The 23,194-nt window shown below is 68.5% G+C and carries 19 protein-coding genes and 3 pseudogenes; 11 read left to right on the top strand and 11 right to left on the bottom strand.

The window, feature by feature from the left end:
* The first annotated feature begins 306 nt into the window (after positions 1–306).
* Positions 307–768, top strand: coding sequence for a hypothetical protein (locus LWJ43_RS32380; protein ID WP_277335720.1), 462 nt, complete (start codon positions 307–309; stop codon positions 766–768).
* Positions 765–3,554 (top strand): tetratricopeptide repeat protein, encoded by a 2,790-nt coding sequence (locus LWJ43_RS32375; RefSeq protein WP_277335719.1) that lies wholly within the window; start codon positions 765–767, stop codon positions 3,552–3,554. Before LWJ43_RS32380 ends, LWJ43_RS32375 begins: the two co-directional genes overlap by 4 nt.
* A 443-nt stretch (positions 3,555–3,997) precedes the next feature.
* On the opposite strand, the gene LWJ43_RS32370 is transcribed toward LWJ43_RS32375, so the two are convergent.
* Complete coding sequence (locus tag LWJ43_RS32370) at positions 3,998–4,906, bottom strand: helix-turn-helix domain-containing protein (RefSeq protein WP_277335718.1); 909 nt, start codon at positions 4,904–4,906, stop codon at positions 3,998–4,000.
* A 100-nt stretch (positions 4,907–5,006) separates the two neighbouring features.
* Between LWJ43_RS32370 and LWJ43_RS32365 the strand changes: the two are divergent.
* A pseudogene (locus tag LWJ43_RS32365) lies at positions 5,007–5,459 on the top strand (MDR/zinc-dependent alcohol dehydrogenase-like family protein); the annotation flags it as partial.
* A gap of 179 nt (positions 5,460–5,638) precedes the next feature.
* Here the strand turns inward: LWJ43_RS32365 and LWJ43_RS32360 are convergent.
* The 3 genes from LWJ43_RS32360 to LWJ43_RS32350 all read right to left on the bottom strand — a co-directional run bounded on the left by LWJ43_RS32360 (position 5,639) and on the right by LWJ43_RS32350 (position 8,234).
* Positions 5,639–6,172, bottom strand: coding sequence for a hypothetical protein (locus LWJ43_RS32360; protein WP_277335717.1), 534 nt, complete (start codon positions 6,170–6,172; stop codon positions 5,639–5,641).
* Between the two features lie 378 nt (positions 6,173–6,550).
* A complete protein-coding gene (locus LWJ43_RS32355) occupies positions 6,551–6,961 on the bottom strand; it encodes a hypothetical protein (RefSeq protein ID WP_277335716.1) in 411 nt (136 codons plus the stop codon).
* A 715-nt stretch (positions 6,962–7,676) separates the two neighbouring features.
* Complete coding sequence (locus LWJ43_RS32350) at positions 7,677–8,234, bottom strand: DUF3291 domain-containing protein (RefSeq protein WP_277335715.1); 558 nt, start codon at positions 8,232–8,234, stop codon at positions 7,677–7,679.
* Between the two features lie 1,382 nt (positions 8,235–9,616).
* On the opposite strand from LWJ43_RS32350, the gene LWJ43_RS32345 reads away from it, so the two are divergent.
* Positions 9,617–11,605, top strand: a complete 1,989-nt coding sequence (locus tag LWJ43_RS32345) for an ABC transporter ATP-binding protein (RefSeq protein ID WP_462100932.1) — start codon at positions 9,617–9,619, stop codon at positions 11,603–11,605.
* Between the two features lie 193 nt (positions 11,606–11,798).
* On the opposite strand, the gene LWJ43_RS32340 is transcribed toward LWJ43_RS32345, so the two are convergent.
* Positions 11,799–12,218, bottom strand: coding sequence for an FKBP-type peptidyl-prolyl cis-trans isomerase (locus LWJ43_RS32340; protein WP_277335714.1), 420 nt, complete (start codon positions 12,216–12,218; stop codon positions 11,799–11,801).
* Between the two features lie 255 nt (positions 12,219–12,473).
* On the opposite strand from LWJ43_RS32340, the gene LWJ43_RS32335 reads away from it, so the two are divergent.
* The 3 genes from LWJ43_RS32335 to LWJ43_RS32325 all read left to right on the top strand — a co-directional run bounded on the left by LWJ43_RS32335 (position 12,474) and on the right by LWJ43_RS32325 (position 14,626).
* Positions 12,474–13,199 carry a hypothetical protein gene (locus LWJ43_RS32335; protein ID WP_277335713.1) on the top strand — a complete coding sequence of 242 codons (726 nt, stop codon included), beginning with the start codon at positions 12,474–12,476 and terminating at the stop codon, positions 13,197–13,199.
* Between the two features lie 414 nt (positions 13,200–13,613).
* Positions 13,614–14,294 (top strand): DUF6232 family protein, encoded by a 681-nt coding sequence (locus LWJ43_RS32330; protein ID WP_462100931.1) that lies wholly within the window; start codon positions 13,614–13,616, stop codon positions 14,292–14,294.
* Positions 14,291–14,626: a hypothetical protein gene (locus tag LWJ43_RS32325; protein ID WP_277335712.1), complete on the top strand. Its 336-nt coding sequence runs from the start codon at positions 14,291–14,293 to the stop codon at positions 14,624–14,626. The genes LWJ43_RS32330 and LWJ43_RS32325 overlap by 4 nt, the downstream gene beginning before the upstream one ends.
* A gap of 24 nt (positions 14,627–14,650) precedes the next feature.
* Here the strand turns inward: LWJ43_RS32325 and LWJ43_RS32320 are convergent.
* Positions 14,651–14,956, bottom strand: a pseudogene (locus tag LWJ43_RS32320) (transposase); the annotation flags it as partial.
* Between the two features lie 185 nt (positions 14,957–15,141).
* Here LWJ43_RS32320 and LWJ43_RS32315 point away from each other — a divergent pair.
* Both LWJ43_RS32315 and LWJ43_RS32310 read left to right on the top strand, forming a co-directional pair.
* A complete protein-coding gene (locus LWJ43_RS32315; protein WP_277335711.1) occupies positions 15,142–15,678 on the top strand; it encodes an NUDIX hydrolase family protein in 537 nt (178 codons plus the stop codon).
* A gap of 45 nt (positions 15,679–15,723) precedes the next feature.
* A pseudogene (locus LWJ43_RS32310) lies at positions 15,724–16,568 on the top strand (IS5 family transposase).
* A gap of 28 nt (positions 16,569–16,596) precedes the next feature.
* Here the strand turns inward: LWJ43_RS32310 and LWJ43_RS32305 are convergent.
* Entirely contained in the window at positions 16,597–17,469 is an 873-nt protein-coding gene (locus LWJ43_RS32305) for an aldo/keto reductase family oxidoreductase (protein ID WP_277335710.1), read from the bottom strand.
* A 137-nt stretch (positions 17,470–17,606) separates the two neighbouring features.
* On the opposite strand from LWJ43_RS32305, the gene LWJ43_RS32300 reads away from it, so the two are divergent.
* Entirely contained in the window at positions 17,607–18,035 is a 429-nt protein-coding gene (locus LWJ43_RS32300) for a winged helix-turn-helix transcriptional regulator (RefSeq protein WP_277336055.1), read from the top strand.
* Positions 18,036–18,293: 258 nt separating this feature from the next.
* Here LWJ43_RS32300 and LWJ43_RS32295 read toward each other — a convergent pair whose 3' ends face one another.
* Together LWJ43_RS32295 and LWJ43_RS32290 are read right to left on the bottom strand one after the other, a co-directional pair.
* Positions 18,294–18,716, bottom strand: a complete 423-nt coding sequence (locus tag LWJ43_RS32295) for a hypothetical protein (protein WP_277335709.1) — start codon at positions 18,714–18,716, stop codon at positions 18,294–18,296.
* 11 nt (positions 18,717–18,727) lie between these two features.
* Positions 18,728–19,222, bottom strand: a complete 495-nt coding sequence (locus LWJ43_RS32290) for an SAM-dependent methyltransferase (protein WP_277335708.1) — start codon at positions 19,220–19,222, stop codon at positions 18,728–18,730.
* A gap of 355 nt (positions 19,223–19,577) precedes the next feature.
* On the opposite strand from LWJ43_RS32290, the gene LWJ43_RS32285 reads away from it, so the two are divergent.
* The gene (locus tag LWJ43_RS32285) at positions 19,578–20,831 is read left to right on the top strand and encodes a DUF6357 family protein (RefSeq protein ID WP_277336054.1); all 1,254 of its coding nucleotides are present in this window, start codon (positions 19,578–19,580) and stop codon (positions 20,829–20,831) included.
* Between the two features lie 529 nt (positions 20,832–21,360).
* On the opposite strand, the gene LWJ43_RS32280 is transcribed toward LWJ43_RS32285, so the two are convergent.
* On the bottom strand, positions 21,361–21,840 hold the full coding sequence (locus LWJ43_RS32280; RefSeq protein ID WP_277335707.1) for a MarR family winged helix-turn-helix transcriptional regulator: 480 nt from the start codon (positions 21,838–21,840) through the stop codon (positions 21,361–21,363).
* Positions 21,841–21,875: 35 nt separating this feature from the next.
* Positions 21,876–22,790: an NADP-dependent oxidoreductase gene (locus LWJ43_RS32275; protein WP_277335706.1), complete on the bottom strand. Its 915-nt coding sequence runs from the start codon at positions 22,788–22,790 to the stop codon at positions 21,876–21,878.
* Positions 22,791–23,194: the final 404 nt, after the last annotated feature.

Here is a 23,194-nt window from a genome sequence, read left to right as displayed (position 1 = left end):
CGGTCGAGCTGGTGGCCGTTCCATTAGGCACCAAGGCGAATGAGGCGGTCCGGTGAGAGTGCTCACCCACCAGCCGCAGACGGCAGTGCTCCGGTGGGGCGTGTGTCGGGCTGTGAGCCGGGTGTGGTAGGCGAAGTTGACTGATTCGAAGCCGCTGCTGACCATCCCGACGTAGTCTCCGTCCGGGACTCGAAAACAGGACGGCTCATGCCGGCATTTCCCGTATCCGCCTGGACGGCCTACGCCACAGGAGGCGCGGGACTCTGAAAGGGGATGCCCTTGTCGGATCCAGTGTCGTTACTGGCCATGGCCGGCGCCACCACCGTCGTTTCAGCCATGGCCACCTCCGCGTGGGAGGTGGCCCGCGACCGGACGGTGGCGCTCTTCGGACGGCGTGACGAAGGTACGGCGGGAGGCGAGGAAGACCCCGTGCAGGCCGAGTTGGAGGCGAGTGCGGCCCGGGTGCGGGACGCGGCCGAGCTGGACGTCGTCCGCAACAGGCAGGTGCAGCGCTGGCAGGAGAACCTGGAGGATCTGCTGCGCCGTGCCCCGGAACTCTCCGGTGAAGTGACCGCGCTGATCGACGAGGTCGGTGCTCTGTTGCCGCCGGCTCAGAACATCTGGCAGCAGAGCGTGCATGCTACTGGCGGCGGGTCGGCGTACGGCGCTCTCGGGCCGGGCAGCAGCGTGCATATCCACCATCGCGCCTCGCCGTACCCCTCGCCACCACCGGCCGGCGCCACCGACGCCGGGGAAGACACGCCGTGACGCAGTCCGTCCGCGCCGAGAACGGCTTTGCCTATGGCGTTGTCGGCGCGGACATCCACGTCTTCGGCGATGGCATACCGGTGTACCTGCTTCAACGGTGGCGCCCACCGGCCACCGCCGACGACTCGTTCCTGCGCGAGGTTCCGAGCCGCATGCTCAACGCCCGTTTCGCCGTTGTGGAGTTCACCGGCCGGACGGCGGAACTGGCATCGCTGCGGCGATGGCGAGACGAAGGGCCACAGCTCGCCGTGCGGTGGCTGCACGCGCCGGGCGGGCAGGGCAAAACCCGGCTCGCCGACCACTTCGCGCATGAGTCGGCGGACGACGGCTGGCAAGTGGTCACCGCCACGCACGGCCCCGGGAGCGTAATTCCGCCGCCCGGCAGCCAGGACCTCGGTGCCGCTGCGGACGGCACCCTGCTGATCGTCGACTACGCGGACCGCTGGCCACTGTCGCACTTGCTCTGGCTGTTCAGCAACGCTCTGCTGCACCGGCCCGAGGTGCCCGCGCGCATCCTGCTGCTGGCCCGAGGCGACGATGTCTGGCCCGCCGTCCGCGCCTCGGTTGCCAACCTTCAGGCCGGAACATCCGCGCAGTTCCTGCCCCCGCTGCCCGACGGGACGCAGGAGAGGGAGGGCTATGGGTCACCGCGGACAGAGATGTTCGCTGTCGCGCGGGACAGCTTCGCCGCCCGGTACGGCGCCCCGTCCCTCCGCGTCGAAACACCCGCCGCCCTCGCCGGCGACGACTTCGGGCTGACCCTGTCGGTACACCTCGCGGCCTTGGTCGCCGTCGACGCCCACGTCGCGGGCCGCCGTCCGCCGCCCGACCTCGCCGGGCTGACCTGCTACCTCCTGGACCGCGAACACCTGCACTGGGCACGGCTGCACGGAGAGGGCGGCCACGAGATCGACCCGACCGCGCGGGCCTTCACCACCCCGCCCGACGCGATGAACCGGACCGTTTTCACCGCCGCGCTCACGGGGCCGATGGCGCCCGCTCAGGGGTTGGACGTCGTTGCCGGGCTCGACCTGAAGCTCCCGGCGCACCGCGTGCTCGCCGACCACGCCGTCTGCTACCCACCGGCGGACCCAGCCCAGGAGACCGTCCTGGAACCCCTGTACCCAGACCGCCTCAGCGAGGACTTCCTGGCACTCACCCTCCCGGGGCACCACGCCGAGTACCCGGCCCAGCCATGGGCCCGAGCCACCGTCGGCACTCTGCTCACCGACGCCACCGACCCTTCCACACTCCTGTGGACCCCCCGCGCCGTCACCTTTCTGGCATCGGCCGCCCAGCGCTGGCCACACGTCGGACCACGGCATTTGTACCCGCTCCTCGCCGCCGCCCCCCAGGTCGCCGTCGCCGCAGGCAGCGCCGCCCTGACCACGCTGGCCGATCTCGACGACATCGCCCCCGAACTCCTCGAAGCCATTGCGGCCCGCTTTCCGTCGTTCGGGCGACCCCACGCCGACCTCGACCCGGGCATCGCCGCCGTCAGCACCCGACTACTGCCTCACCGGCTCGCACGCGCCGGGCACCTCAACGACCAGGCGGCCATCCGGAACGAGCACAGCGTCCGCCTATACCACGCGGGGCAACTGGACGAATCGCTGGCGGCGGCCGAGGAGGCCGTGCGGGAATACCGGGCGATCGACGGGAACGAACTACGGAACCCCGCCGAGGCGGAGCTGGTCGAACGCAACCTCGCGACCGCGCTGGCGGCCTATGGCAGGCGGCTCTCCGCAGTCGGACGCCGCACCGACGCACTGGCGGCCACCGAGGAAGCCATCATGATCCTGCGCGAACTCGCCGGACGGGACGGTCGGTACCGGTCCGATCTCGCGAGTGCCCTGCTGAGCGTCGGGCGGGACCTCTTCCAGGCCGATCGGTGGGCCGACGCGACCGTCACGACACAGGAATGCGTGATCCTTTTGAGGGAGTTGGCCGCTGACGACCCCGTGGCCCATGAGCCCGACCTGTCCGCGTCTCTGGTGGCGCTCGGCCTGTGCCTCGGATTCACCGCCACCCCCGAGGAGTCTGTGGCGGCGCTCCGGGAGGGCATTATTATCCTGCGCCGCCTCGCGCGGACGAACGCGGCAGCGTACACCGACGCCCTGGCGAATGCCCTGGCCAACCTCGCCAAGGCACTGTGGCGCACGGGCGAATCCGGGAGTGTCCCTGTGGCGCAGGAGGCGGCGGCTCTGCTCCGCCGACTCGCCGCGGTCCATCCTGTCTCGTACGAGAGCAAGTTGGCGAACGTACTGGCCGGGAGCGCTGTGCACCTGCTCTACGCGGGGCAGCAAGCCGAGGCGCTCTCCGCCGCCCACGAGTCCGTATCCATACTGCGGCGCCTGGCCGGGCGCCAACCGCAAGCCCACACGCACGTACTGGCCGAGGCACTGGCCTCACTCAGCATCGTGCTCCTCGCCACCGGCCGCCGTGACGACGCCATCGCCGCGGCCGACGAGGCCGTGACCATACGCCGCCGCATGGCCGAGGCCGACCCGGGATTCGAGCCGAGGCTCGCCCTCATGCTGCTCTTCGCCGTCGGCCTGCGGACCGAGGCGGGCGGCTCCTGGCTGGATGAAGCCGTCGTCCTGCTCACCGAGGCCGGAACAGTCATCGAACGGCACGGCACCATGCCAGCGCAGCTTTCTCAGGGGTACCGCGAAGCTCGGGCCCTCCTCGCCGACCGCCTGACCGCAGGGGGACACCGCGCCGCGGCCGATGACCTCCCGCGTACTGTCCCCGGACCACCTGGTGAAGAGGATGCCGGCATGTGAAGCCGAGCTGCCCTGGTACGAACTGATCGCCGCCGTTGCGGCTGGTGGCAAGACCGCAGTATGGGGCGCGTCTCATGACGGGGCTGCCCCGGCGAGCCAGTCCAGGGCAGTTCAGGCCAGCGACTGCAGCGCGGCCCGCAGAGTCCCCCGGCCCAGCTCCAGCCGGTTCAGATCCCGCACCGCCGCCAGCACACAGGGAGACTCTAGCGGCTACGACCCGTGCCACCACCGCTCGCGCCACCTGCACTGTCAGCTCAGACATCTTCGGCCACGGCCCCGGCTGCGTCGACCTTATACGGGGGCGACTGACGGACTTGTCTGGCAAACGGTAGAAGCTCGCTGAACACTGCCGCGCCGACGTTCGGTCGGTAGTCACAACGGCGGACCATTTCATGAGCCTCTGGTGCTCGGGCGCAGCCCTTGTTCTGCGCCCGAGCACCAGGTCAGGTCTGATCTGCGGCGCGCAGGGCCCGCGCCAGCCATTCCAGCTCCTCGGTCGCGTCGGGCGAAGAATTCTGCCCGCGCACACAGGCAACAAGCCTGCGGTAGTGCTCTGCTCCTGCCTTGATCCCGGCTTCCAGACTATGCAGAACGGCGGCCCGATCGGTGTCTCCGAACAACTCGGACAGCACCTCGGCCGCTGCTGGGCCCTCGGGTGCGACTCCGTCTGTTCTGGCCTCCGCGATGGTCTGCACGATCTGCCTGGCCCACCAGATGGACGCCCCAGGAGGACGGGCTTGCCCCGGCACGGGCGTGTTCAGCTCCATCCAAGTGCGCAACCGGGCCCGGAACCCAGGGTCACGCAGCAACTCGGCCAGTTCGATCCAGGCGTCGACCTGCTCTGGTGTGGGATCGTCGGGCAATTCGATGCTGTAGGCGCGTATGCGGTCGCGCAGGTGCGGGTCGTCGAGACCGCCGAACACCTCCTCCTTGAATTCGTCGATGATCTGCTTGCGCTCGGCGGCGGAAAGCCGCGCCAATCGGTTCATCAGCGTTGTCTCCTCAACGGTCGAACCCCGTTTCGCCACGGTGGACAGGACGGCCCGGCTCACCTTGAGTGAGCGGATCTGCGCGTCAAGCGCGGCCACATGCGCGTCGGCGACCTCGGCGACCGTGGTGCTGCCGCCCAGGACACGGCACACGTCGTCGAGCCCGAGGCCCAGCTCCCGCAGGGTGCGGACCAGCTCGACGCGGGCCACGGACCCGGCGTCGTACAACCGGTACCCGCCCGTGGAGCGGGCCACAGGCGGCACCGCCCCATGGTCCGACCAGAAGCGCAGGGTACGCACCGGGAGTCCGGTGCGGTGCGCGAGTCGGCCAATGGTGAATACGTCAAGGTGTTCGTGGGCCATGGGTAGGATCCTGGACCTTCCGGCGGCTGGAGACTCAAGCGTCTCGGACGAGAAGGCTTCAGGAATCGCGAAACCACGGCACTGACCTCGCAGATCACGCGTCCGCCGCAGCGCCGACCTGGACCACGCCCCCCGGCCCTCGCCACCCACGCAGTCGCCCTCGACGGCACCGACCCAGCCGCCGAGATCCGCGGCCACGCCCCATACGGCGTGGACCGGATCATCGAGGTGTCCCTGTCCGACAACGCCGACCTGGACAACGACGTCGCCGCCAACGGCGCGGTCATCGCCGCCTACGCGACCCGCGCCGACCGTACCGAGATCCCTTTCTGGACACTGCTGTTCAACAACGTCACCCTGCGCCTACCGGTCAGCGACGACTTCCCCCGCAGCCGCCGAACGTCAGGCCGCCCGCGATCTCACGGCCGCAGCCGCCGTCGGGGCTCTCACCATCGATGTCGGCGACCGCTATCCCCTGACCGACATCGCGAAAGCCCACGCACGCGTCGACGTCGGCGGTCGCGGCCGCGTTCTGCTCGACATCCCGCAGTGACGGGACTCGCCCCGGCCTGGGGCGCACAACAGAACGGAGGGTCCACTCCCCCCAGAGAGCACCACGTCACTGAGGACCGTGCGCCAAGGCCCGGACGCTTTGCTTTTGACAGGAGCGATCCGGCGACAAGCTGGACCGATGCCGGTATGCCGGTACGCGCCGGAAGGGGGGACCGTGCTCTAGTCGATCAAGGCATCGGCCATAATGATCACCAGACCGATCAACATGTCCATGCTCCCCGCCCGGCACGAGGACGGCCATCCGTACCCAGCGATTCGCGCGGCCCAGGTACCCCATCCGAACAGAGCAACCGTGTTGAGCAGCAGGGCCGTGTCCACGGCCGTGGCTTCTGACCACCACCCGGCCACGGCGGCAAGGAGCATCAACACTGTCGGCAGCACGGCGGCGACCAGTGGCCACTCGGCAAGCACCAACCGAAGTCTGCTCGTCGTCGTTGCCCCGTCGAAAGACGCACGCTGGGCGATGACGTGCGCGTACCCATGGGCGGCACTTGCCGCCAGAGCGGTGAGTACTACCCACAGCGCGTCCGGGCCGGGATCGGCCTTCTCGCCTGTCGCATCCAGCGCAGCCACCAAGGCGCTGGCCAGCACCAGTCCGTAGATGCCGCTGAACAGCGCCTGCTCCGTCGGCCGGCGTCGCAAGGCCGACCTCGGTGGAACGCTTTCGGGGCGGACGTGTTTGGCGCGGGGCATCGCATCGCCTCGGTGAGGGAAGAGGGCTGGGTCCGCACATGCTCACCCGCGTGGTGTCAGGGACCACGACGCCACGCGCTGCTCGCCTGGTTGTTGTGCCATAAGAGGAGCGCCGTGCGGCGCGGGGAGCAGAAGGTCCGCGAACTCGAGGCCCGACCGCAGGAGGACAAGCGGCGCGGCTGCTGGCACGGGCCGAGGGTCGTGGAAGATCCGGCCCCTGATCGTCACAGCGCGCACGGGCACCGTGACCTGGGCGCATGGTGTGACGATGTGATCAATGCGGGCTTCGTGTCCCCGTAGACGGAACCCAGGCCAGGGGACTGAGCTGCTGCCCGGGAGCCGTGTAGATCCCCGGACCGCAGCCCGCCTACGAAGCCGTCAGACGAGCTCGATGGTCAGCTCGAAGTCATCGCCGCCGTGCCAGCCGGAGGAGTAGACCGAGCTGGACTTCGAGGTGTCCGACCAGCCGTAGAAGTGCTCCCAGCTCACCTTGTCGCCGTGCCAGTGGTTGGTGTCGGTGCGTGCGTACGCTTGGACGGCCTTTCCGTCGGTCTTCGTGTCCCAGAGCTGGAAGTTGCCCTTGACCTGCGACTTCCCGCTCACCGTCTGCAGGCACTCTTGGTACTTGGCCTTCCCCCCGGTGATGGTGATCGTCTTCCAGGCGGAACACGAGGCCGCGGCGGCCTTGACCGCGTGCTGTTCGGCCGTCGCGGCGGCGGCCGGGGCGGCAGCAAGGCCACCCGACAAGGCCAGTCCGGCAAGGATCAGAGCGAAGTCCTGACGTGACATCCAGAGTGTCCTTTCACTGGCACAGCGGACCGGGCCCCGATCGGAGACCGCTCATCCGCTGAGACGCAACTACCGTGCCCTGCCAACAGCCCTCGGGAGAACGATCGGCGGCAATGATCACCCCATCGGTGATGGTGCTTCACTGTTTAACGAGCGTCGGCAGTCGACTCGCCGTTGGCATGAGGACCAAGGCGCGGTCACGGAGGCCGGTGTGGTTGTCCGGGCAGGCAGCGCTGATCATGAACCAGGTGCTCGACCAGCAGAGGCGGGCCTGGCCCCGGCCGAGGGCTTCCCGTGGGCGTCCACCCCTCCAACCGTTACCTGAGCCGGTTGCGTGCGGGGTGCGCGACGCCGTTCTCCAGCTTCAGGCCGTGCTCGGCGGGGGCGGGGGCGATCGACCGAACGGATGCGATGTTCTGCCACCGCCAGCGCGGGGTGTGTTCATCAGGGACGTCCGGAGACGCGAACTGGAAAGGCACGTGAAGGTGGCCGGCCACGGCGACGGCAACGCCAGGAGGAAGGTCGTCAGGGGTGGTGGACGGTGGACGGTTGCCAGGGGGCGTCCGCTTGTGGGCAGGATGGCCTCCTGGTACTCATCGGTGCTCGCGAGGTAGTGCGCGAAGCCCGAGGCGCCGCGGATCCGGCGCAGACGCATCTGTTCGCCGTCATTCGAGCAAGGCGTTCGAGAGCGGACCCGGTCGTGCAGGCTTCCTTGTCAGCGAACCTGGTCGCTCTTCGATCCGATGCCCTTGATCCTGGTCGGAGTTCCGTCCGGGGTGAACGCGTGGTGGAACGTGAAGGCGTCCGGCGCGGAGCCGTGGGCGTGGAGGTGCTCAAGCTTCGAAACCCCGTCCTGCCAGGTGGGTGTCACATCGTCGGAGACCCACCAGAACACGTAATTCGGGTGCCCCGTCCTCTCGAACCAGTCATAACGCCTGTTCAGCGCCTCACGGTGCGGGCCGGTATAGATGGCGTCGAAGACGGGGCGCAGGTCGGTCCAGAGTGAGAGGGTCGTGGCCAGAGCGGTGGTTTCCGCCGTTTGGCCCTTGCTGTACCAGGTCGGTGCGGCGAACTCTCCCCAGGTACCCCAGTCCGCTTCGAAGAGCATGCCCTGGTCGCCGTCCACCGCTTCAGCGCGCGCGAGGTATCCGGGATGCTGACTGATCTTCCGGTAGACGACCTCACCGACGTCGTAGAACTCGCGCGTGAGAGGTGCGGGATCGGCGAGAGGTGACTTCAGGACGCCGAATGTGTACAGAGCAAGGTGGGGCATGCGTCTCTTCCTGGTTCGGGATGTCTGGTGTGGACCCGGTTCGGTGGCTTACGCCTGGGGCGAGGATTCGTGGGGCGTGACCGATGCATCCTGATGCGGTAACTCAGCCTGATCTAACTCCTGTGCGATCGTGGGCGATCGCCGAAGACCAGGTGAAGGTAGCTGCCCCTGCGCTCCGTGTCGAAGTTGCGCATTACCTCTTCAAGTGGCCTCCTGCACGGGTCATCAGGGGCCTGGGGGCCAGCTCCGAGCCCTTGAAGACCGCTATTACGCCACGGCAAGGCGTCCGCCAAGTGCAGGGGTTCGTCGCCCACGAGCCTGGCCGCAGTGATCACCACGTCGTAGTGGGCGGTCTGGCTGTCGGCGCACGGTCTCGAGGCCCCGTCCATTTGCGGCCTCGTCGGTGAAGGACCGGGCCCAGCCTGGCTGCTCTGACGCTACCGCGCCTTGACGGCTGCAGACAGGAGACGTGGTGCGGGCTCCTCCGACGAGGCTTCAGAGCAGAGCCGCGTACACGCTGCGTCGTCGCGAGGGCGTCATGGCCGGCCGCGGCGGGGTCTCGCTCGAGCCAGACGCGGGTCAGCTCGCGGGTCTCCCAGCGAATGCCCGTACACAAATATCAGCAGCCCAGGCTCATGTGACGCAGGTGGGCGGCCGGAGCGAGCGAGGAGAAGCGGCATGCTCTTTCAAGGAAACGGGGAGTCTGTCCAGGAAACGCGGGGTCTGTTCGCGACACGGGCCGGCTGCGAGGTCGGCGCGGACGCGATCTGCTTTACCCCGCACACACTCCAGGTCGATCGGCGGCAGGGCGGACAGAGCATGCGTTTGTCGTCGTGTTCGCGGACCACGGAGGACAACCGAGACTACCGTCGCCTCATGGGCCTCTGGTCGGGACGAGGCCGGCTTGGGGCTGCGGCCCGACTGCGGACGCGGGCCCTCTCTCCGGGAGAGCGGGCGGCGCACGGCGTCCGGGTGGCGGGGTGGCCGCACGGCGTCCGGCAGCGCGGTGCGTGGAGCCCCTTTACCGGTCTACCCGCCCCGAAGCCGCCCCCTCAAAGTGAGCCGCTGAGGACCTCGGGACCCGCCGCCCTCCGGCGTCGGCAGTCAGCGCCGAAGGGTGCGGCAGATGTCAGTCACGGGCAGCGGCAAGGGCGCCCGTCTCGGTCAAGGCCTGGCGCAACTGTTCGGTCTCCGCCGTGGCGCAGTGTCCCGGACAGGGGCACCCGCCACAGGACGCCAACGCCGTGCCCGCAGGCTGCGGCCACCATCTGCCGCTCCGAAAGCGGTCTCCGTCATCCATGCACCACCGCGGCCGTCTTCCACATCCTCACCCACGGCCCGTCATACCGGGCTCTGAACCGACCGACACAGGAAGGCAGCGAGTGAAGCGATTCTTCGGCAAGGTCCGCATGGCGGAGCCACAGGTCTCCGAGGCAGAACGCGAGCTCTTCGGCGGGCCGTTGCGCTACGACATGGGCTGGTCCCGACACGAGCACGCGGGACTGGACCTGACCATGCGTTCAGCGCTGCGCCAGATGCCCGGACTCGTCGTCGCCGCCCTTCGGATGGCCTGGAGCGCGGATCGCCGCGCGCTCGTGGCAGTGGCGATCAGCGAACTCGGCCAAGGCATCGCCGCCGCGGTCGGCCTGCTCGCCGTCAACGCGGTCATGCACGCGCTGTTAGGAGCCGGAGACGCTGTCGAGCGGCTGCACGCCCTGTTGCCGGGTCTGCTCGCCGCCGCATGCGTCGCCGTCGTGAACTCCGCCCTGGCAGGGTGGTCGACCTCACGGGCCGGCCGCCTGGAGCCCAAGGTGGAGAGGATCGCCACCACGCAGTACCTGGCCGCCGCGACCGCCGTCGAACTCGAAGCGATCGACGACCCGGACTTCCGCCGCCTGATCGACATCGCCCAATACGGGCCCGCCTCCGCGCGCCGCATGATCGGCGCCTGTGTCTCCGCACTGAACAGCAGCATCTCGCTGATCGCCACGGCCGGTGTACTCACCGTCCTGCATCCCACGCTGCTGCCCATGCTGGTGGTCATCGCCGCGCCCCGCGGGTGGGGCGCCATGCGGGTGGCACAGGAACGCTATGTGTCGATGATGAGCTGGATCGAGCACCTGCGGGCCAGTCGCCTCATCGGCAACCTCCTCACCGAACGCACGGCCGCCCAAGAGGTACGTATCCACGACGTCGGCCCCTTCCTCCTCGACCGGTACCGGCGCATGGCCGCCGGCGCAGAGGCGGAACAGGAACGGCTGGCCTCCAGCAAAGCCGTCACCGAATGGGTCGCCTCCGCACTGTCCGGACTGGCGATGGCCGCCACCTACGGCAGCATGATCTGGCTGATCATGGCCGGACACATGAGCCTCGCCGTCGCCGGCACGGCCGTGATCGCGGTACGGACCGGGTCGGCGAGCCTGGGCGCCCTGGTGATGAACGTCAATCAACTGCACGAAGAGTCCCTCTACGTCCGGGACCACGGACAGTTCCTGGTCGAGGCCGCTCAACGCGCCATCCCCCAGACCGGCAGCCCCGTCCCCGACAAGGTCGAGCAGGTCTCCCTGGAACACGTCACCTATCGGTATCCCGACCGCGAAGCACCGGCCTTGGACGACGTGACACTCACCCTCCCCATGGGGTCGGTCACCGCCGTCGTAGGCGAGAACGGCTCCGGCAAGAGCACCTTGATGAAGATCCTTTCCGGTCTCCTGCTGCCTCACGAAGGCACTGTGAAGTGGGGTGAGGCCGACATCGCCGGGCTGGAACGTGCCCAGGTCTTCCACCGCGTCTCCCTGCTCACCCAGGACTTCCAGCGCTGGCCGGTCACGGCCGCGATGAACATCCGCATCGGCCGTCCCGGCCGCGACGCCTCGACCCACGACCTGCAGCAGTCCGTCGACTACGCCGGAGCCGGGCCCGTCACCGCCAAACTCCCTAACGGGCTGGACAGCATGCTCGGCCGCATGTTCCGCGGAGCCATCGAACTCTCCGGCGGGGAATGGCAGAAAGTGGGTCTGGCCCGCACCCATTGGCGGAGTTCGACCTCGCAGGAAGACAGCGTCCTGATCGTCGACGAGCCGACTTCCGCCCTCGACCCGGAAGCGGAGATCGCCGCCTTCGACCGTATCCGGCACCTGGCCGGCCCACATCGGGCCGTCGTCCTGGTCACCCACCGCATGTCCGGCGTCCGCCACGCCGACCACATCTACGTGCTCGACCAAGGACGCCTCGCCGAGCACGGCACGCACGACAGCCTCATGGCCGCGGGCGGGCAGTACGCCGCCATGTTCGACACCCAGGCGGCCCAGTACGCCCCGACCCCGAACGTCCCGAAGCCGGCATCGCCCAGCGCCTTGGACAAGGCATGACCCGCTTCACCGAGGGACAGAGCGAAGCCCTCTCCGTCGGCACGAGAAGCATCGCAGTCCGTCCTGTCAGCTGCGCAGAGTGCGCCGGCCCGTCCCTCGGTGCGTCCCGGCGCCCCGCGTTCATCACCGACCGGATTCCCCGGGTCCTGCTGGTCCACTACGTCTTTGACGGCGCAGCCGAGGAGCGCCAGGTTCAGGCCGTGCCGGTCGAGCGGGGCCTCGCCCCGGCCGGCCCGCCCACCACCGTGAGCAGGTCCACGACGAAGATCAGCGTCGAGCCGGCCGGGATCGACGGAGAGGGCGACTGCTTGCCGTAGCCGAGACGCGGGGGAACGATGATCTCGCGTCGGCCACCGGCCTTCATTCCCCTCACCCCCCGGTCCCAGCCCTTGATGACCTTGCCACCGCCCACCGCGAACTTGAACGGCCGGTCCCGCTCCCAGGAGGAGTCGAATTCCCGTCCCGACGCGAACGTGACCCCTACGTAGTGAACCTGCACGACCCTGCCCGGCTGTGCCTCGGGCCCGTCCCCCACCACAAGGTCCCGGATCCTCAGCTCGGTAGGCGCGTCACCCTCCGGAACCACGATGTCGGGCTTCGTCAGTTCGCTCATCAGGGTCCCATCCCTCGCCACCGGAGTGCCACGGAGCACGGCTCTCGCATCGGAGGAATGTACCGGAGCGGGAGCCGGTCCCGCCCTCGCAGGCGCCAAGGCCGGTCGCGCGACGCTCGCCGGTGTCGCGCACGCACGACCCCGACGACCCGCGTGACACGTCCCCCTGCACAGCAGTCAGAGGCAGGACGGGCAATTCCTGCTGGTCGTCACCGGCCTTACCGCCGTGGAACGCAGCGAGGCATCATGGCCCGCGTGACGAACTACGCGGAGTTGCACCCCGCACGGATACCGGGCTATCACGACGGCCCCTTCTCCCAGCGCACCGAACTTCTGAGAACGAGGTTGTTCTGGTTGGGACACTTGTACCCCAGCGCCGACGGAGAGGCCGGCGAGTTGCTGTTCGGTCCGGATTACCCATGGTCCGACCACCGGAACTTCCAGCGCCGCCTCCGGCGGGAGGACGACTGGCCCACCTTCACCGTGCCACTCGGTGGTGAGTCCCGCCTCCACGTCGTCTACCGCACCGTCGAGGAGGAAGCGGGGGTCGACTACCTCGTACATCATCCTGACTGGGACAGAGCAGAGCTCCTCGCACAGACGGGGGGAAACTTCACCGGCCCCGGGCTGTCCTGGCGGGAGTTGGCAGCCGCCGCGTACAACCGCCTCCCTGGCGGCACGACCACGGACCCCCATGCCCGCCTCTTGCTCCTCCTGCCGGCCTTCGGGGACGACGCCGTACCGGCGCAGAACGCCGTCTGCTGCCTGGCAGAGGCGCTGAGCGCCTGTTTGGGCATGCCTGACACCGGGCCGCTCGCGGATGCCATCCTCGAACACCAGGGCCTGACCGGTCGCGTGCGCTGGGTCACGACTGACGGCAGGCGGACCAACGACGGCATGCACTCCTTCCGTAACCCCGCAAGCCACAACGCCCTGCCGGACGAACGCCTTACCCGGGTGTCGGCCGCTCTGGCGGGGTGAGGTTGTCGGTGGCCGGCGGAGAGAGAGCAGATGTGCGTGTCCGCCCAGTACCTCATGACGTCGATCAGTTGCCGGGTGTCACCGATGCGCCGGAGAAGGACGAGCGGGTGCGAGGTCACCGTGATCGTCCGGATGGGCGAGCAGCGGCGCCAGCGCGCTGCCGACGCTGCTCCAATGACGGTGTCCCCCAAGAGGCCGCACAGATAGGCGGCGCGAGGCAGCCATGACAGCAAGGCAGGCACAGGTCTAGGTGATCATGGAGTTGCGACGCTCTGTGGTCACCGGGAAGACGGCGCTGCTACGTTCACAGGCGCGGCGGTCGATGTCGGGTGCCGATGGGCCAGCTCACAATGGCGGATACGGCTTCCTCGAGGTCTCGAACTCGCCTTGTGCGGCCGATGGTTCTGGTGCGTAATGAGTGCCACGTCACAGCGGCCCATCTCAGGGGGATGCATGGGAACGCCCGCAACGCCGCCACCGAGACCATCCGAACCACCGGCACCGCGCCGCGCGTACGCGACCGCAGGCGCGCCCGGACCGAGCCTCCCGCCGCACGGTGACCTGGTCATCAGCGATCGGCTGCTCTGGGTGAACAGGGCCGCCTACCCTCTGGAGAACATCACCCGCGTCTACACGTTCGTACTGACCCCGCGTCGCGGAGAGGCGTTCGTGCAGTTCCTGAAGCGCGGCGGGGGCACTGTGGTCCTGATCTTCGTCCTGATGCTCTTCTCAAACGTGTCGGGCGGGTCGAGCGACTTCGAATCCTCCTCGGGCGACGACAGCGTGATCCAGTTCCTCGTGGTGCTCGCCGTGCTTGTACTCATCTACTTCTTCGGCACGATGGCGTCCGTGGTCTTCGCATCGAGTCATTACACGCTTGCCATCGAGACGAACGGCCAGTCCACGGCCCTGGTGGCGGGAGACCCCCGTCATCTCGACGAACTCGTGGTCAAGATCGCCGAGACGATCGACAAGCCGAACGCAGTGCTGAGGGTCAGGGTGGAGACCCTGTCGATCACCAACTACGGCAACTACCACTTCGGCGACTCGGTGAACATCTACGGCGGCTCGGGCCACACGGGGGTACTGAAATGAGCGGCGGGGACTTCCAGTTCGGCGACAGGGTCAGCATCGTCGGCGGTCAGGGCCATCGGGGCATCGTCCACCACAACCACGCCGCCCCGCAGCGCACCCTGGAGGAACAGCTGGGGGAGGTCGTCCAGCTCGCGCTGGCACTGCGCGGCGACGTACCCGACGACACGGACCGCGCCTCCATCGACCACGCGCTGCCCGCCCTCGGCGCCGACGAGCCCCCGGCCCGGCGCCGGTCACTGATGGCGCTCGCGGCCATCGCCGCCACCGTCGGCGCGGTCGGTGAACCCCTGCTCGGTTCCGTCAAGGCCGCGCTCGAACTCCTGGGCCGCTAAGAGCTCGCACAGATAAGCGTGTGCTCATGGACGGCGGTTCGGGCGGTCGTCCCAGCGGTGGGTCGTCCAGGCCCGGCGGATCAGGCTACGGACGGTGATGACCGTGTCCGCAAGGTCGAAGAAGGCGTCGATGACCGTCGCGCGGCGTTCGTAGCAGCGGGCGAGCCGGTAGAAGGCGTTCTGCCAGGCGTGGGTGCGCTCGACGTGCCACCGCTGGCTGGCCTGGATCGGCGCCTTCTCACCCTTGTGCGCGATGCGGCCGTGCAGACCGCGGGCGGCGAGTTCGGTGCGGGTCTTGTCCGAGTCGTAGCCGGCGTCCAGGCTGGACGTGGCCCTGGCGGTGCGCCGGCGAGAGCCTCTCGCGAAAGACGAACGGACTTACCTCAACACGATTGGCTCTCGCGTGAATCGCCCACCGAGGCAAAAGGCAGGTCGCGGCAGCCTCGGCGGGGCAGGAACCGTGTGAAACGGCAGACAAGCGACCAGAATCCCGGCCGGGTAAGTATGATCAAGCGATGTCTGACATGACGGAAACCACGCCCGGCTGGCTCACCACGGACGAACTGGACATGGCCAGGGCCCGGATGCCCGTCCTGTACGTCGAGGCTGTCCCTGTGCGGGTGGACGAGAGCGGCGACGTCACCAGCATCGGGCTGCTCCTCCGGATCGGCGCCGACGGAACCATCAGCCGAGCCCTCGTGTCCGGTCGCGTCCTGCACCACGAGCGAGTCCGTGACGCCCTGCTGCGCCATCTGGAGAAGGATCTCGGTTCGGTGGCCCTGCCGCGCGTCCCGGCCTCGCTGCAGCCCTTCACCGTTGCCGAATACTTCCCCACCACGGGCGTCACCCCGTTCCATGATCCTCGCCAGCATGCGGTGTCCCTCGCGTACGTCGTGCCGGTGACCGGCGATTGCCGCCCGCGTCAGGACGCACTGGACCTGGTGTGGTTCAGCCCGCAGGAGGCGGCCTCACCGGCTGTGCAGAGCGAAATGCCGGGCGGCCACGGAGTGCTTCTGAAGCAGGCTCTGGCCCACATCGGACACATCTACTGAAGGGCCCTGGCGGTTTCGTTTGGATCAGCCGGTCGTTGGTCTGAGTTGCCGTTGGCTGACGCGCAGTGGGCGCGCATCGAGCCGCTGCTTCCGGACCGGACGCCGAAGCGGGGTGGCCGCCGGCGCGATCACCGTGAGGTGGTCGACGATATTGCCTGCAAGTTCCGAACCGGGACCCAGTGGGTGTATCTGCCGGAGAAATACGGCAACTGGCGAGGCGTCTACAACCAGCTGCGGATGTAGGCCGCCGACGGCACCTGGGAGCGCGTGTTCACCGCCCTGGTGGCCCAGGCCGACGCGGACGAGGGTCTGGCCTGGGCCGTGTCGGTGGACTCCACGATCGTACGGGCCCACCAACACGCGGCCGAGGCCCGTGAAAAGGGGCCCCGGGCGGCGAACCTGACGACCACGCCATCGGCCGGTCCCGCGGCGGACTGACCACGAAGATGCACCTCGCCGCCGATGCCCGCTGCCGACCTCTGGCGTTCGTTCTCACCGCGGGCCAGGGCCCGGTGACCCCCCGCTTCCACCGATGCCATGGTCCGCCTGCGTGTCCCGCGCCCGCGAGGACGGCCCCGCACCAGGCCGGACCTGGTCCTGGCCGACAAGGCGCACTCCTCTCGCGCGGTCCGCGAGCACCTGCGCAAGCGCGGCATCCGAGCAGTGATCCCCGTGCCCGCTGACCAGCGCGCACAACTGCTACGCCGGGGCGGCCGCGGCGGTAGGCCACGGCCTTCGACCGGGGGGCGTACAAGCTGCGCAACACCGTCGAGCGGTGCATCAACCGCTTGAAGCAGTGGCGAGGCATCGCCACCCGCTACGAGAAGACCGCCATCATCCACCTGGCTGGACTCCACGTCGCGGGCATCTCGCTCTTGTCCGCCCCGTAGCCCGGTCTCGCTCGGTGACCTGTGGTGTTCAGCGGCCGATGCTGTCCAGTTCGGCTACATCCGCGTCTGAGAGGGAGAGACCGGCGCCTGCGATGTTGTCACGCAGGTGGGCGGTGGACGAAGTGCCGGGGATGAGCAGGATGTTCGGCGAGCGCTGCAGCAGCCAGGCCAGCGCGACCGACATGGGTGCCGCCCCCAGTCGGTTCGCGACCTGTGAGAGGGCCTCGGACTGTAGCGGCGTGAAGCCTCCCAGAGGGAAAAACGGCACATAGGCGATCCCATCGCTCGCGAGACGATCCACGAGATCGTCGTCGTGGCGGTGGGCGAGGTTGTACATGTTCTGCACGCAGACGATCGGGGCGATGCCGCCCGCCTCGGCGACCTGCTCCCCAGTGACATTGCTGACGCCGAGGTGGCGGATCAGTCCCTCTTGCTGGAGGTCGACGAGCGTTCCGAATGCTTCGGCGATCGAGCCGGGCTGGGGGCCCTGAGCGTCGCCCATGCGCATGTTGACCAAGTCGAGGGTATCGACGCCGAGGGATTCGAGGTTTTCATGGATCTGCTTGCGCAGGTCTTCGGGACGCCGCGCCGTGGGCCAGCCGCCCTGTGCGTCGCGGGTCGCACCCACCTTGGTGGCGATGAACAGCGGCTCCGGGTAGGGGCGCAGCGCTTCACGGATGAGCTCATTGGTGAAGCGCGGTCCGTAAGCGTCGCTGGTGTCGATGTGGTTGATCCCGAGGCTGACTGCCTCGCGCAGCACGGCCAGGGCGCCGTCGTGATCGGCGGGGGGCCCCATGACCCACGGGCCGGCGAGTTGCATCGCGCCGTAGCCGAACCGGGTGACGGAGGAGTCACCCAGCGTCCAGGTTCCGCCGGGAAGAGGTGTGGAGGGCGTGTTCATCGTGGTGCCTTTCACTTCATGCCTGGGGTGGTGTTTCCAGCCCTCTTGCATCAGTGTTGGGGAGAAACTTCCTGTCGGGAAGTAGGCACTCTGAAGTGCGTAACAGCCCAGAAGGTGAAAGGCGGAGATCAGTGACGATGTCGAGGGCCGACGAGAAAGCGCAGGCCAAGGCGGAGTACAACGCGTTCCTGGCGGTCTGCCCCAGTCGCCAGCTCCTCGACCGGATCTCGGACAAGTGGGTCGTCCTGATCCTGTGTGCGCTGGGCGGTGACACACCCGAAAAGTCCGGAGCATCGCACGCCCCGAAGAGGATGCGCTACTCCGAACTGGCCCGGCTACTGGTTGGCGTCAGCCAGAAGATGTTGACCCAGACGCTAAGAGCTCTCGAACGCGACGGGTTGCTCATCCGCACCGTGACACCCACGGTTCCTGTCACCGTCACCTACGAGCTGACCGAACTCGGGCTCTCACTCCACCACCTGACACGCGGGCTCAGACTGTGGGCCCAGACCCACATGGAACAGGTCCTCGCCGAGCGCGAGAACCACGACGCACGCGCTTCCTAGCGTGGCAGCGTTCTCCGTCTCCGCTGCCGGCTGGGATCGGCCTGACCATGAGTGCGGTGCAGTGGACGCGGGTCAAGTCGAGCCCGTGTCTGCGGATGGGGCGCCGACCGGACCTATGACCGGAAGAACGAGTGGGTGATCCAAACGAAACGGCCTGGCTGGCTGTGCGCTGTGGCGAGCGATCTCCGACCGTGTTCAGGAGTCAGGGCGAGCAGGTGTCGGCCTCAGGGCTCAGGTCGTCGCTCATGGCCGTGGTCCTCACTGCCCCTCGCGTGCGCGCCTCTGCGCTTCGAGGTACATGTCGATGGCCTGCTGTTGCTGTTCCGGGGTGAGCGTGGCTTCAGCCGGGCTCTTCGCCGTCGTCACTGCGGGCGCGGGCTGGATCAGCCAACGCGCCCCGACCAGCGCCAAGCCGAAGACACCCAGGACGATGCCGAATGTCTTCTGCGATTCCGCGTCGTGCAGGTGCTGATCGGCCAGCGCCATGTCCTCGTCGGACGTGCTGTCGAAGCCGAGGACGTCACCCCAGGCACTGGCACTGGCGTTGATCTGCTGCTGCTGGGCACCGGTGTAGTCGACGTCCCCATCGCCCCATGTGATCAGTCCGGTGACGGCGATGGCGAGGCCGAGGAGGGTGACGGTGAGCCGGGCGCGTCCGGGATTGCGGGCGGAGATGGGCATGGTCGTGGTCCTTACTGCTCGATGACGAAGTAGATGGCCCTGTTCTCGTCCACCTTCTCCAGCAGACCATCGTCCGCCAGCCGTCGGTACACCTCGCGAATGTACTTCTCGGAGGGGTGGAACCCGGCGTCCCGGAGGGTCTGCATCCCGCGGCTCGGGTCCCAGGTACCGCCCAGGGAGCGGAGGGACTTCTCCAGGGACTCCCGCTGGTTGCTCTCGGCCTTCTGGACCTTGGCCATGTGGTTGCGGATGCTTTCGGGCGCGCCCTTGTAGTCGCAGTGCTCGCACTTCTTCCAGGCGCCCGCTCTGACGGCGGCGTCGGTGACGGGGTTGTCGGGTCCGTAGCCCTGGGACTTGAGGAGTTCGGCGACGGAGCTGTTGTGGTGGGCGGCGAGGTAGGCGGCTTCGGCGATCTTGTCGTGGCCGGGGGCGAATGTGCGGCCGTAGCCGACTGTCGTCCGGCAACCGCAGTGGCAGCGGTCCGTGGGCGTTGCTGTATCTGTCATCCCGTCAGATTAGCGACTTGAAAACACCCTTGGCAATGCTTGGATATCCAAGGGTTCCTTGGGTCAAAGGGCGAGCGCTACCGGCCCGTACTCGCGCCACCGACGGGCGGAGGAGTGGGCCGGCCCCAGGAGGGGAAGTCGGCCGGCATCGCCCGCCAGGAACCCGCTCGCAACCAAGTGCCGTGCCTCGGTGGCCTTGAGTGCGTCCTCGCCGTTCAACGCGTGCTCGCCCACGTCGTGTTGCTTTCGCCGTCCTGTTCGGCCGAGGCTCCGGGAGCGCCGTCCACTCGCCTCGGCTGCCGCTGTGGCGACAACGGCCCGGGCTTCGGCTCGTCCGATGAGGAAGACTGAGTCCATGAGAGACGTCGTTTTCACACGCAGGAGCGACTGGATTCCGACTGTGATCCGCGAGGACGGTGACCTGAAGCTGGCGCTCGGGGCCGGGGCCGATGCCGGCCATGCGCCTCGCACCTTCACGTTCTCCATCGGGGAGGCCCATCTTGCGGTGATCCGGGAGGACCTGGCCAGACACCTGTTGCTGTGGAGTGCCGTCCTTCCGCTGTGCGACGCCGCCGGAACCCGGGGCCGGCTCGACGAGAAAGCTGCCGTCGCGCTCCTGGACCCGATCCTTCTTGCCGCGCCCGCAGACGTGGACGCGCTCTTCCAGCGCATCCGGTGGGACAGGGGTCGGCTCATCGCACATGGAGCTGACGTCGATCTGCTCGGGCGCGGTCAGGTCTGCGCGGCGATGCGCGCGGCGACCGAGACGTCCGACGGAAGACGAGCTCAGGAGTACCACGCGGCCCGCCGTCGCGCCGAGCACGGGGTGGTACTCGGTCCGCTCGACGCCGCGATCCTGATGTACACGGGCCAGTACCTGCACGGCGCGACGATACCGAGGCGGATCCCCGATGCCGTCGACCCGGCGCTGTTGCCCGAGGTCATGCGTGTGATCGCCACGGCGGAACAGGCATGTGCCGGCATGCGGATCGGCCGCGATCCGCGACGGGGAAAACGTGCCACGGACAAGCGTGACTGGGGTCGGATGGCGACCGCCGTCGACGCGGCCGTGCACCGTGCACGGCCTGAGCTCGTCGATGACGCGGTGCGTACCGTGAGCTTCCTGATGTGCTCGGAAGCCGCGGACCGCTCCAGGAGCACGTCCATGGAGGATGACGAGGACGCTGCCCGCGACCGCTTCGGCGAGAGTACGAGGAAGACGATCCTGTCGTTCACCGACGACAAGGGGGCCGAGAAGAAGTGGCTCGCTGACGATGCCCGAACCGCCACCGCGGAGTTCTGGGAGTTCGTCGGTGATCGCTCCGCCTCGGACAACGAAGTGTTCACCATCGAGGACGAGGAGATGGGCGAGGGAATCCAGCTTCACTTCTACGCGGATTCCATCGCCCGGGTCACGACGGCACACGAAGGCGGAGGGTCGGATCCGGAGTACCGGGTCGAGTACAGCCTGGTCGATGGGATCGGCGGATACCGGAACCTGGTGAGCGCCTTCGTCCGCGGCGGCTGTGCCGCACTCGAACAGTACGGCTCCTGGATGTCGGATGCCGCTGAGCTCGAGCGCGCGCGCCGACGGCGGGACGCCGAGTAGTCCCAGCGGCGGCCCGTGCACGCGCCGCCGGCAGGACCTGTGAGGAGCGGACAACAGGTACCGGCTGACTCGGGCCGTATCGCTCGGCCGGGGCCCGGGGCGGGGCATCGACGATCTCGAGGCCGAGGCGCCGGATCAGTTTCGAGTGCTTGTCCGGTCTTCACCGGTCTGATCGAGCGTGCGACCGTCGACACGCTTGCCACCCCGGGAGCGGTCTCGTGTGGGACGGACACGGCGGAGGACGGGCGCCGGTCATGGGCGGTGCTTGAGCTGCAGGTGCGGGCCACGGCCGGTGCGACTCTTTCCCGGGCCCACCGCAGGCGGTCACTTGTCCTCGAGGGCGTGCCCGTCGCGCAGAGGTAACGGACCGCCGTGCGGCCCGGGGAACTTGGGGAAAGTACCTGCCGAGGATGTTGATGTGATGGCGCAGGCACGGCGTCGGCCTGGCGACGCCCTCGTCGCGCACTTCGAAGCAGTCGCTGGGCAGCGCGGCCGGCCTGGCGAGGGAGCCCCGCCCGGCCGTGCCCGATCACTCGACAGGTGCCTGCCGGCTGCGGTCCCTGAGCGACCTCTCGATGGCGTTCGCACACGTGGTGAACGTTTCGACCTGGTCAGGAGTCAGATCGCGTACGGAGATCTGCTCCAGGGTGCGCCACATATCGGCGATGGGCTCCCGCAGCGCGCGGCCGGCATCGGTGAGGCTGACCACCATGACCCGCCGGTCGTGGGGAGCGGGCACCCGGGTGAGCAGTCCGGCCTCCTGCATGCGGCGCAGCGACTTGGAGACGGTGGAGTGGTCGAGGCCTACACGCTCGAGCAGTTCTGCCTGTGTCTGGCCGTCCTGGTCGAAGAGCTGCATCAGCAGCAGTTCCTGTCCCGGGTGCAGGTTCAGGGCGCGCAGCATGGCGGCGGCGTGGCTGCGATGGGCGCGGGCGAGCTGGAAGACGGCGTAGCTCAATCGCCCGTCGCGCGCGGCGTTCGGCAGTTCCGCTGAGGTGGTGTCGGACATGGCTGTTTCCTCATCGTTGGAGTGAGCGGGAACGGTCAGTTGACGGTGAGGACGATTTTGCCGCGGTTGTGGCCGGCATCGCTGGCCTGCTGCGCCTTGGCGGCTTCTGCGAGCGGGTAGGTGGCGCTGAGCGTGGTCACCAGTGTGCCGTCTGCGGCCTCCTGGGCCAGTTCGGCCAGCCTCGCGGCGGAGCGCCGCTGCGGGCCCTCGGCGAAGACGATTCCGAGTTCGCGGGCGCGGAAGTCGGCGGTGGTGACAATCCGGTCAGTGGTGCCGCGCAGGATGATCGAGTCCTCCAGTGCCCCCTTGCCCGCGGCGTCGAGGACAGCGTCCACCCCTTCGGGGGCCAGCTCGCGGACCCGCTGTACCAGGTTGTCCCCGTAGACCAGCGCGGTCGCGCCGAGCGAGGTGACGTACTCCTGGTTGGCCGGTCCGGCAGTGCCGATGACGCGGGCACCGCGTGCCACGGCGAGCTGGACGGCGATGGTGCCGAGCGCGCCGGACGCTCCATGGATCAGCAGCGTCTCCCCCGAGGTGACGTCGAGCAGGTCCAGCACGCGTTCGGCACCGTCGCTCGCCACAGGCAGAGCTGCGGCGTTCGACCACTCCAGGCCGACCGGCTTGGGTGCGAGGACGGCCGCCGACGCCAGGGCGTACTGGGCGTAGGAGCCGGTGTCGGACCAGCCCAGGACCTCGTCCCCCACCTGCAGGTGGTCGACTTCCCCGCCGACCGCGTCGACCACACCGGCGATCTCCCCGCCGGGCACGGCGGGCAGCGTGGTGGGGAATATGGCCTCCATCACGCCGGAGCGGATCTTTCCGTCCACCGGATTGACGCCGACGGCCCGTACACGTACACGGACCTGGCCGGGACCGGGCCGAGGAACGTCGATCTCTGCCTCGCGCAGAACCTCGGTGCCGCCGAACGCGTCGAAAACAATGGCCTTCATGACTGTGCTCTCCTCATCCGGATGTCCCGCCGATCACTTATGTGGCCAGCCACGTAAAAGTAGCACTGATTATGTGGCTGGCCAAGTAATTCCTCCGAGAGGCTTTCGGACGGCGCGAATGCGGTCACCGTCTCCGCCTCACGGGCCGCCGGCGTGCATCGCAGACTTCTCCATCGGCGCTTGGACCTGCACCCGGACCTGCTTGCGGCCGTCACCGCACGCGCTGCCGCCGGACCACCGGCCTGCACCGCCACCGGCCGCAGGGCGAGCAAGCAGTCCCCGTCGCGGACATCGCGAACCTCACCGACCGCATCCGTCGCCCGGACCGCGCCCACATCCGTCACCTCGAACGACGTCTCGCCGAAGTCCTCGGCAAACAAGTCCGGCGACAAGCCGGAGTCGGC

This window comes from Streptomyces sp. JH34 (assembly GCF_029428875.1).
In the GTDB taxonomy this organism is placed as follows: Bacteria; Actinomycetota; Actinomycetes; order Streptomycetales; family Streptomycetaceae; genus Streptomyces.
This window is presented reverse-complemented; position numbering and strand designations above follow the sequence as displayed.

Excerpts from the sequence above, each read along its gene's own strand:
- LWJ43_RS32285 (WP_277336054.1), top strand. The coding sequence starts at position 19,578 with ATGAGAGACGTCGTTTTCACACGCAGGAGCGACTGGATTCCGACTGTG.
- LWJ43_RS32300 (WP_277336055.1), top strand. The coding sequence starts at position 17,607 with ATGTCGAGGGCCGACGAGAAAGCGCAGGCCAAGGCGGAGTACAACGCG.
- LWJ43_RS32330 (WP_462100931.1), top strand. The coding sequence starts at position 13,614 with ATGAGTGCCACGTCACAGCGGCCCATCTCAGGGGGATGCATGGGAACG.
- LWJ43_RS32350 (WP_277335715.1), bottom strand. The coding sequence starts at position 8,234 with ATGCCCCACCTTGCTCTGTACACATTCGGCGTCCTGAAGTCACCTCTC.
- LWJ43_RS32370 (WP_277335718.1), bottom strand. The coding sequence starts at position 4,906 with ATGGCCCACGAACACCTTGACGTATTCACCATTGGCCGACTCGCGCAC.
- LWJ43_RS32275 (WP_277335706.1), bottom strand. The coding sequence starts at position 22,790 with ATGAAGGCCATTGTTTTCGACGCGTTCGGCGGCACCGAGGTTCTGCGC.
- LWJ43_RS32295 (WP_277335709.1), bottom strand. The coding sequence starts at position 18,716 with ATGCCCATCTCCGCCCGCAATCCCGGACGCGCCCGGCTCACCGTCACC.
- LWJ43_RS32315 (WP_277335711.1), top strand. The coding sequence starts at position 15,142 with ATGTCTGACATGACGGAAACCACGCCCGGCTGGCTCACCACGGACGAA.
- LWJ43_RS32280 (WP_277335707.1), bottom strand. The coding sequence starts at position 21,840 with ATGTCCGACACCACCTCAGCGGAACTGCCGAACGCCGCGCGCGACGGG.
- LWJ43_RS32290 (WP_277335708.1), bottom strand. The coding sequence starts at position 19,222 with ATGACAGATACAGCAACGCCCACGGACCGCTGCCACTGCGGTTGCCGG.
- LWJ43_RS32305 (WP_277335710.1), bottom strand. The coding sequence starts at position 17,469 with ATGAACACGCCCTCCACACCTCTTCCCGGCGGAACCTGGACGCTGGGT.
- LWJ43_RS32360 (WP_277335717.1), bottom strand. The coding sequence starts at position 6,172 with ATGCCCCGCGCCAAACACGTCCGCCCCGAAAGCGTTCCACCGAGGTCG.
- LWJ43_RS32380 (WP_277335720.1), top strand. The coding sequence starts at position 307 with ATGGCCGGCGCCACCACCGTCGTTTCAGCCATGGCCACCTCCGCGTGG.
- LWJ43_RS32325 (WP_277335712.1), top strand. The coding sequence starts at position 14,291 with ATGAGCGGCGGGGACTTCCAGTTCGGCGACAGGGTCAGCATCGTCGGC.
- LWJ43_RS32340 (WP_277335714.1), bottom strand. The coding sequence starts at position 12,218 with ATGAGCGAACTGACGAAGCCCGACATCGTGGTTCCGGAGGGTGACGCG.
- LWJ43_RS32355 (WP_277335716.1), bottom strand. The coding sequence starts at position 6,961 with ATGTCACGTCAGGACTTCGCTCTGATCCTTGCCGGACTGGCCTTGTCG.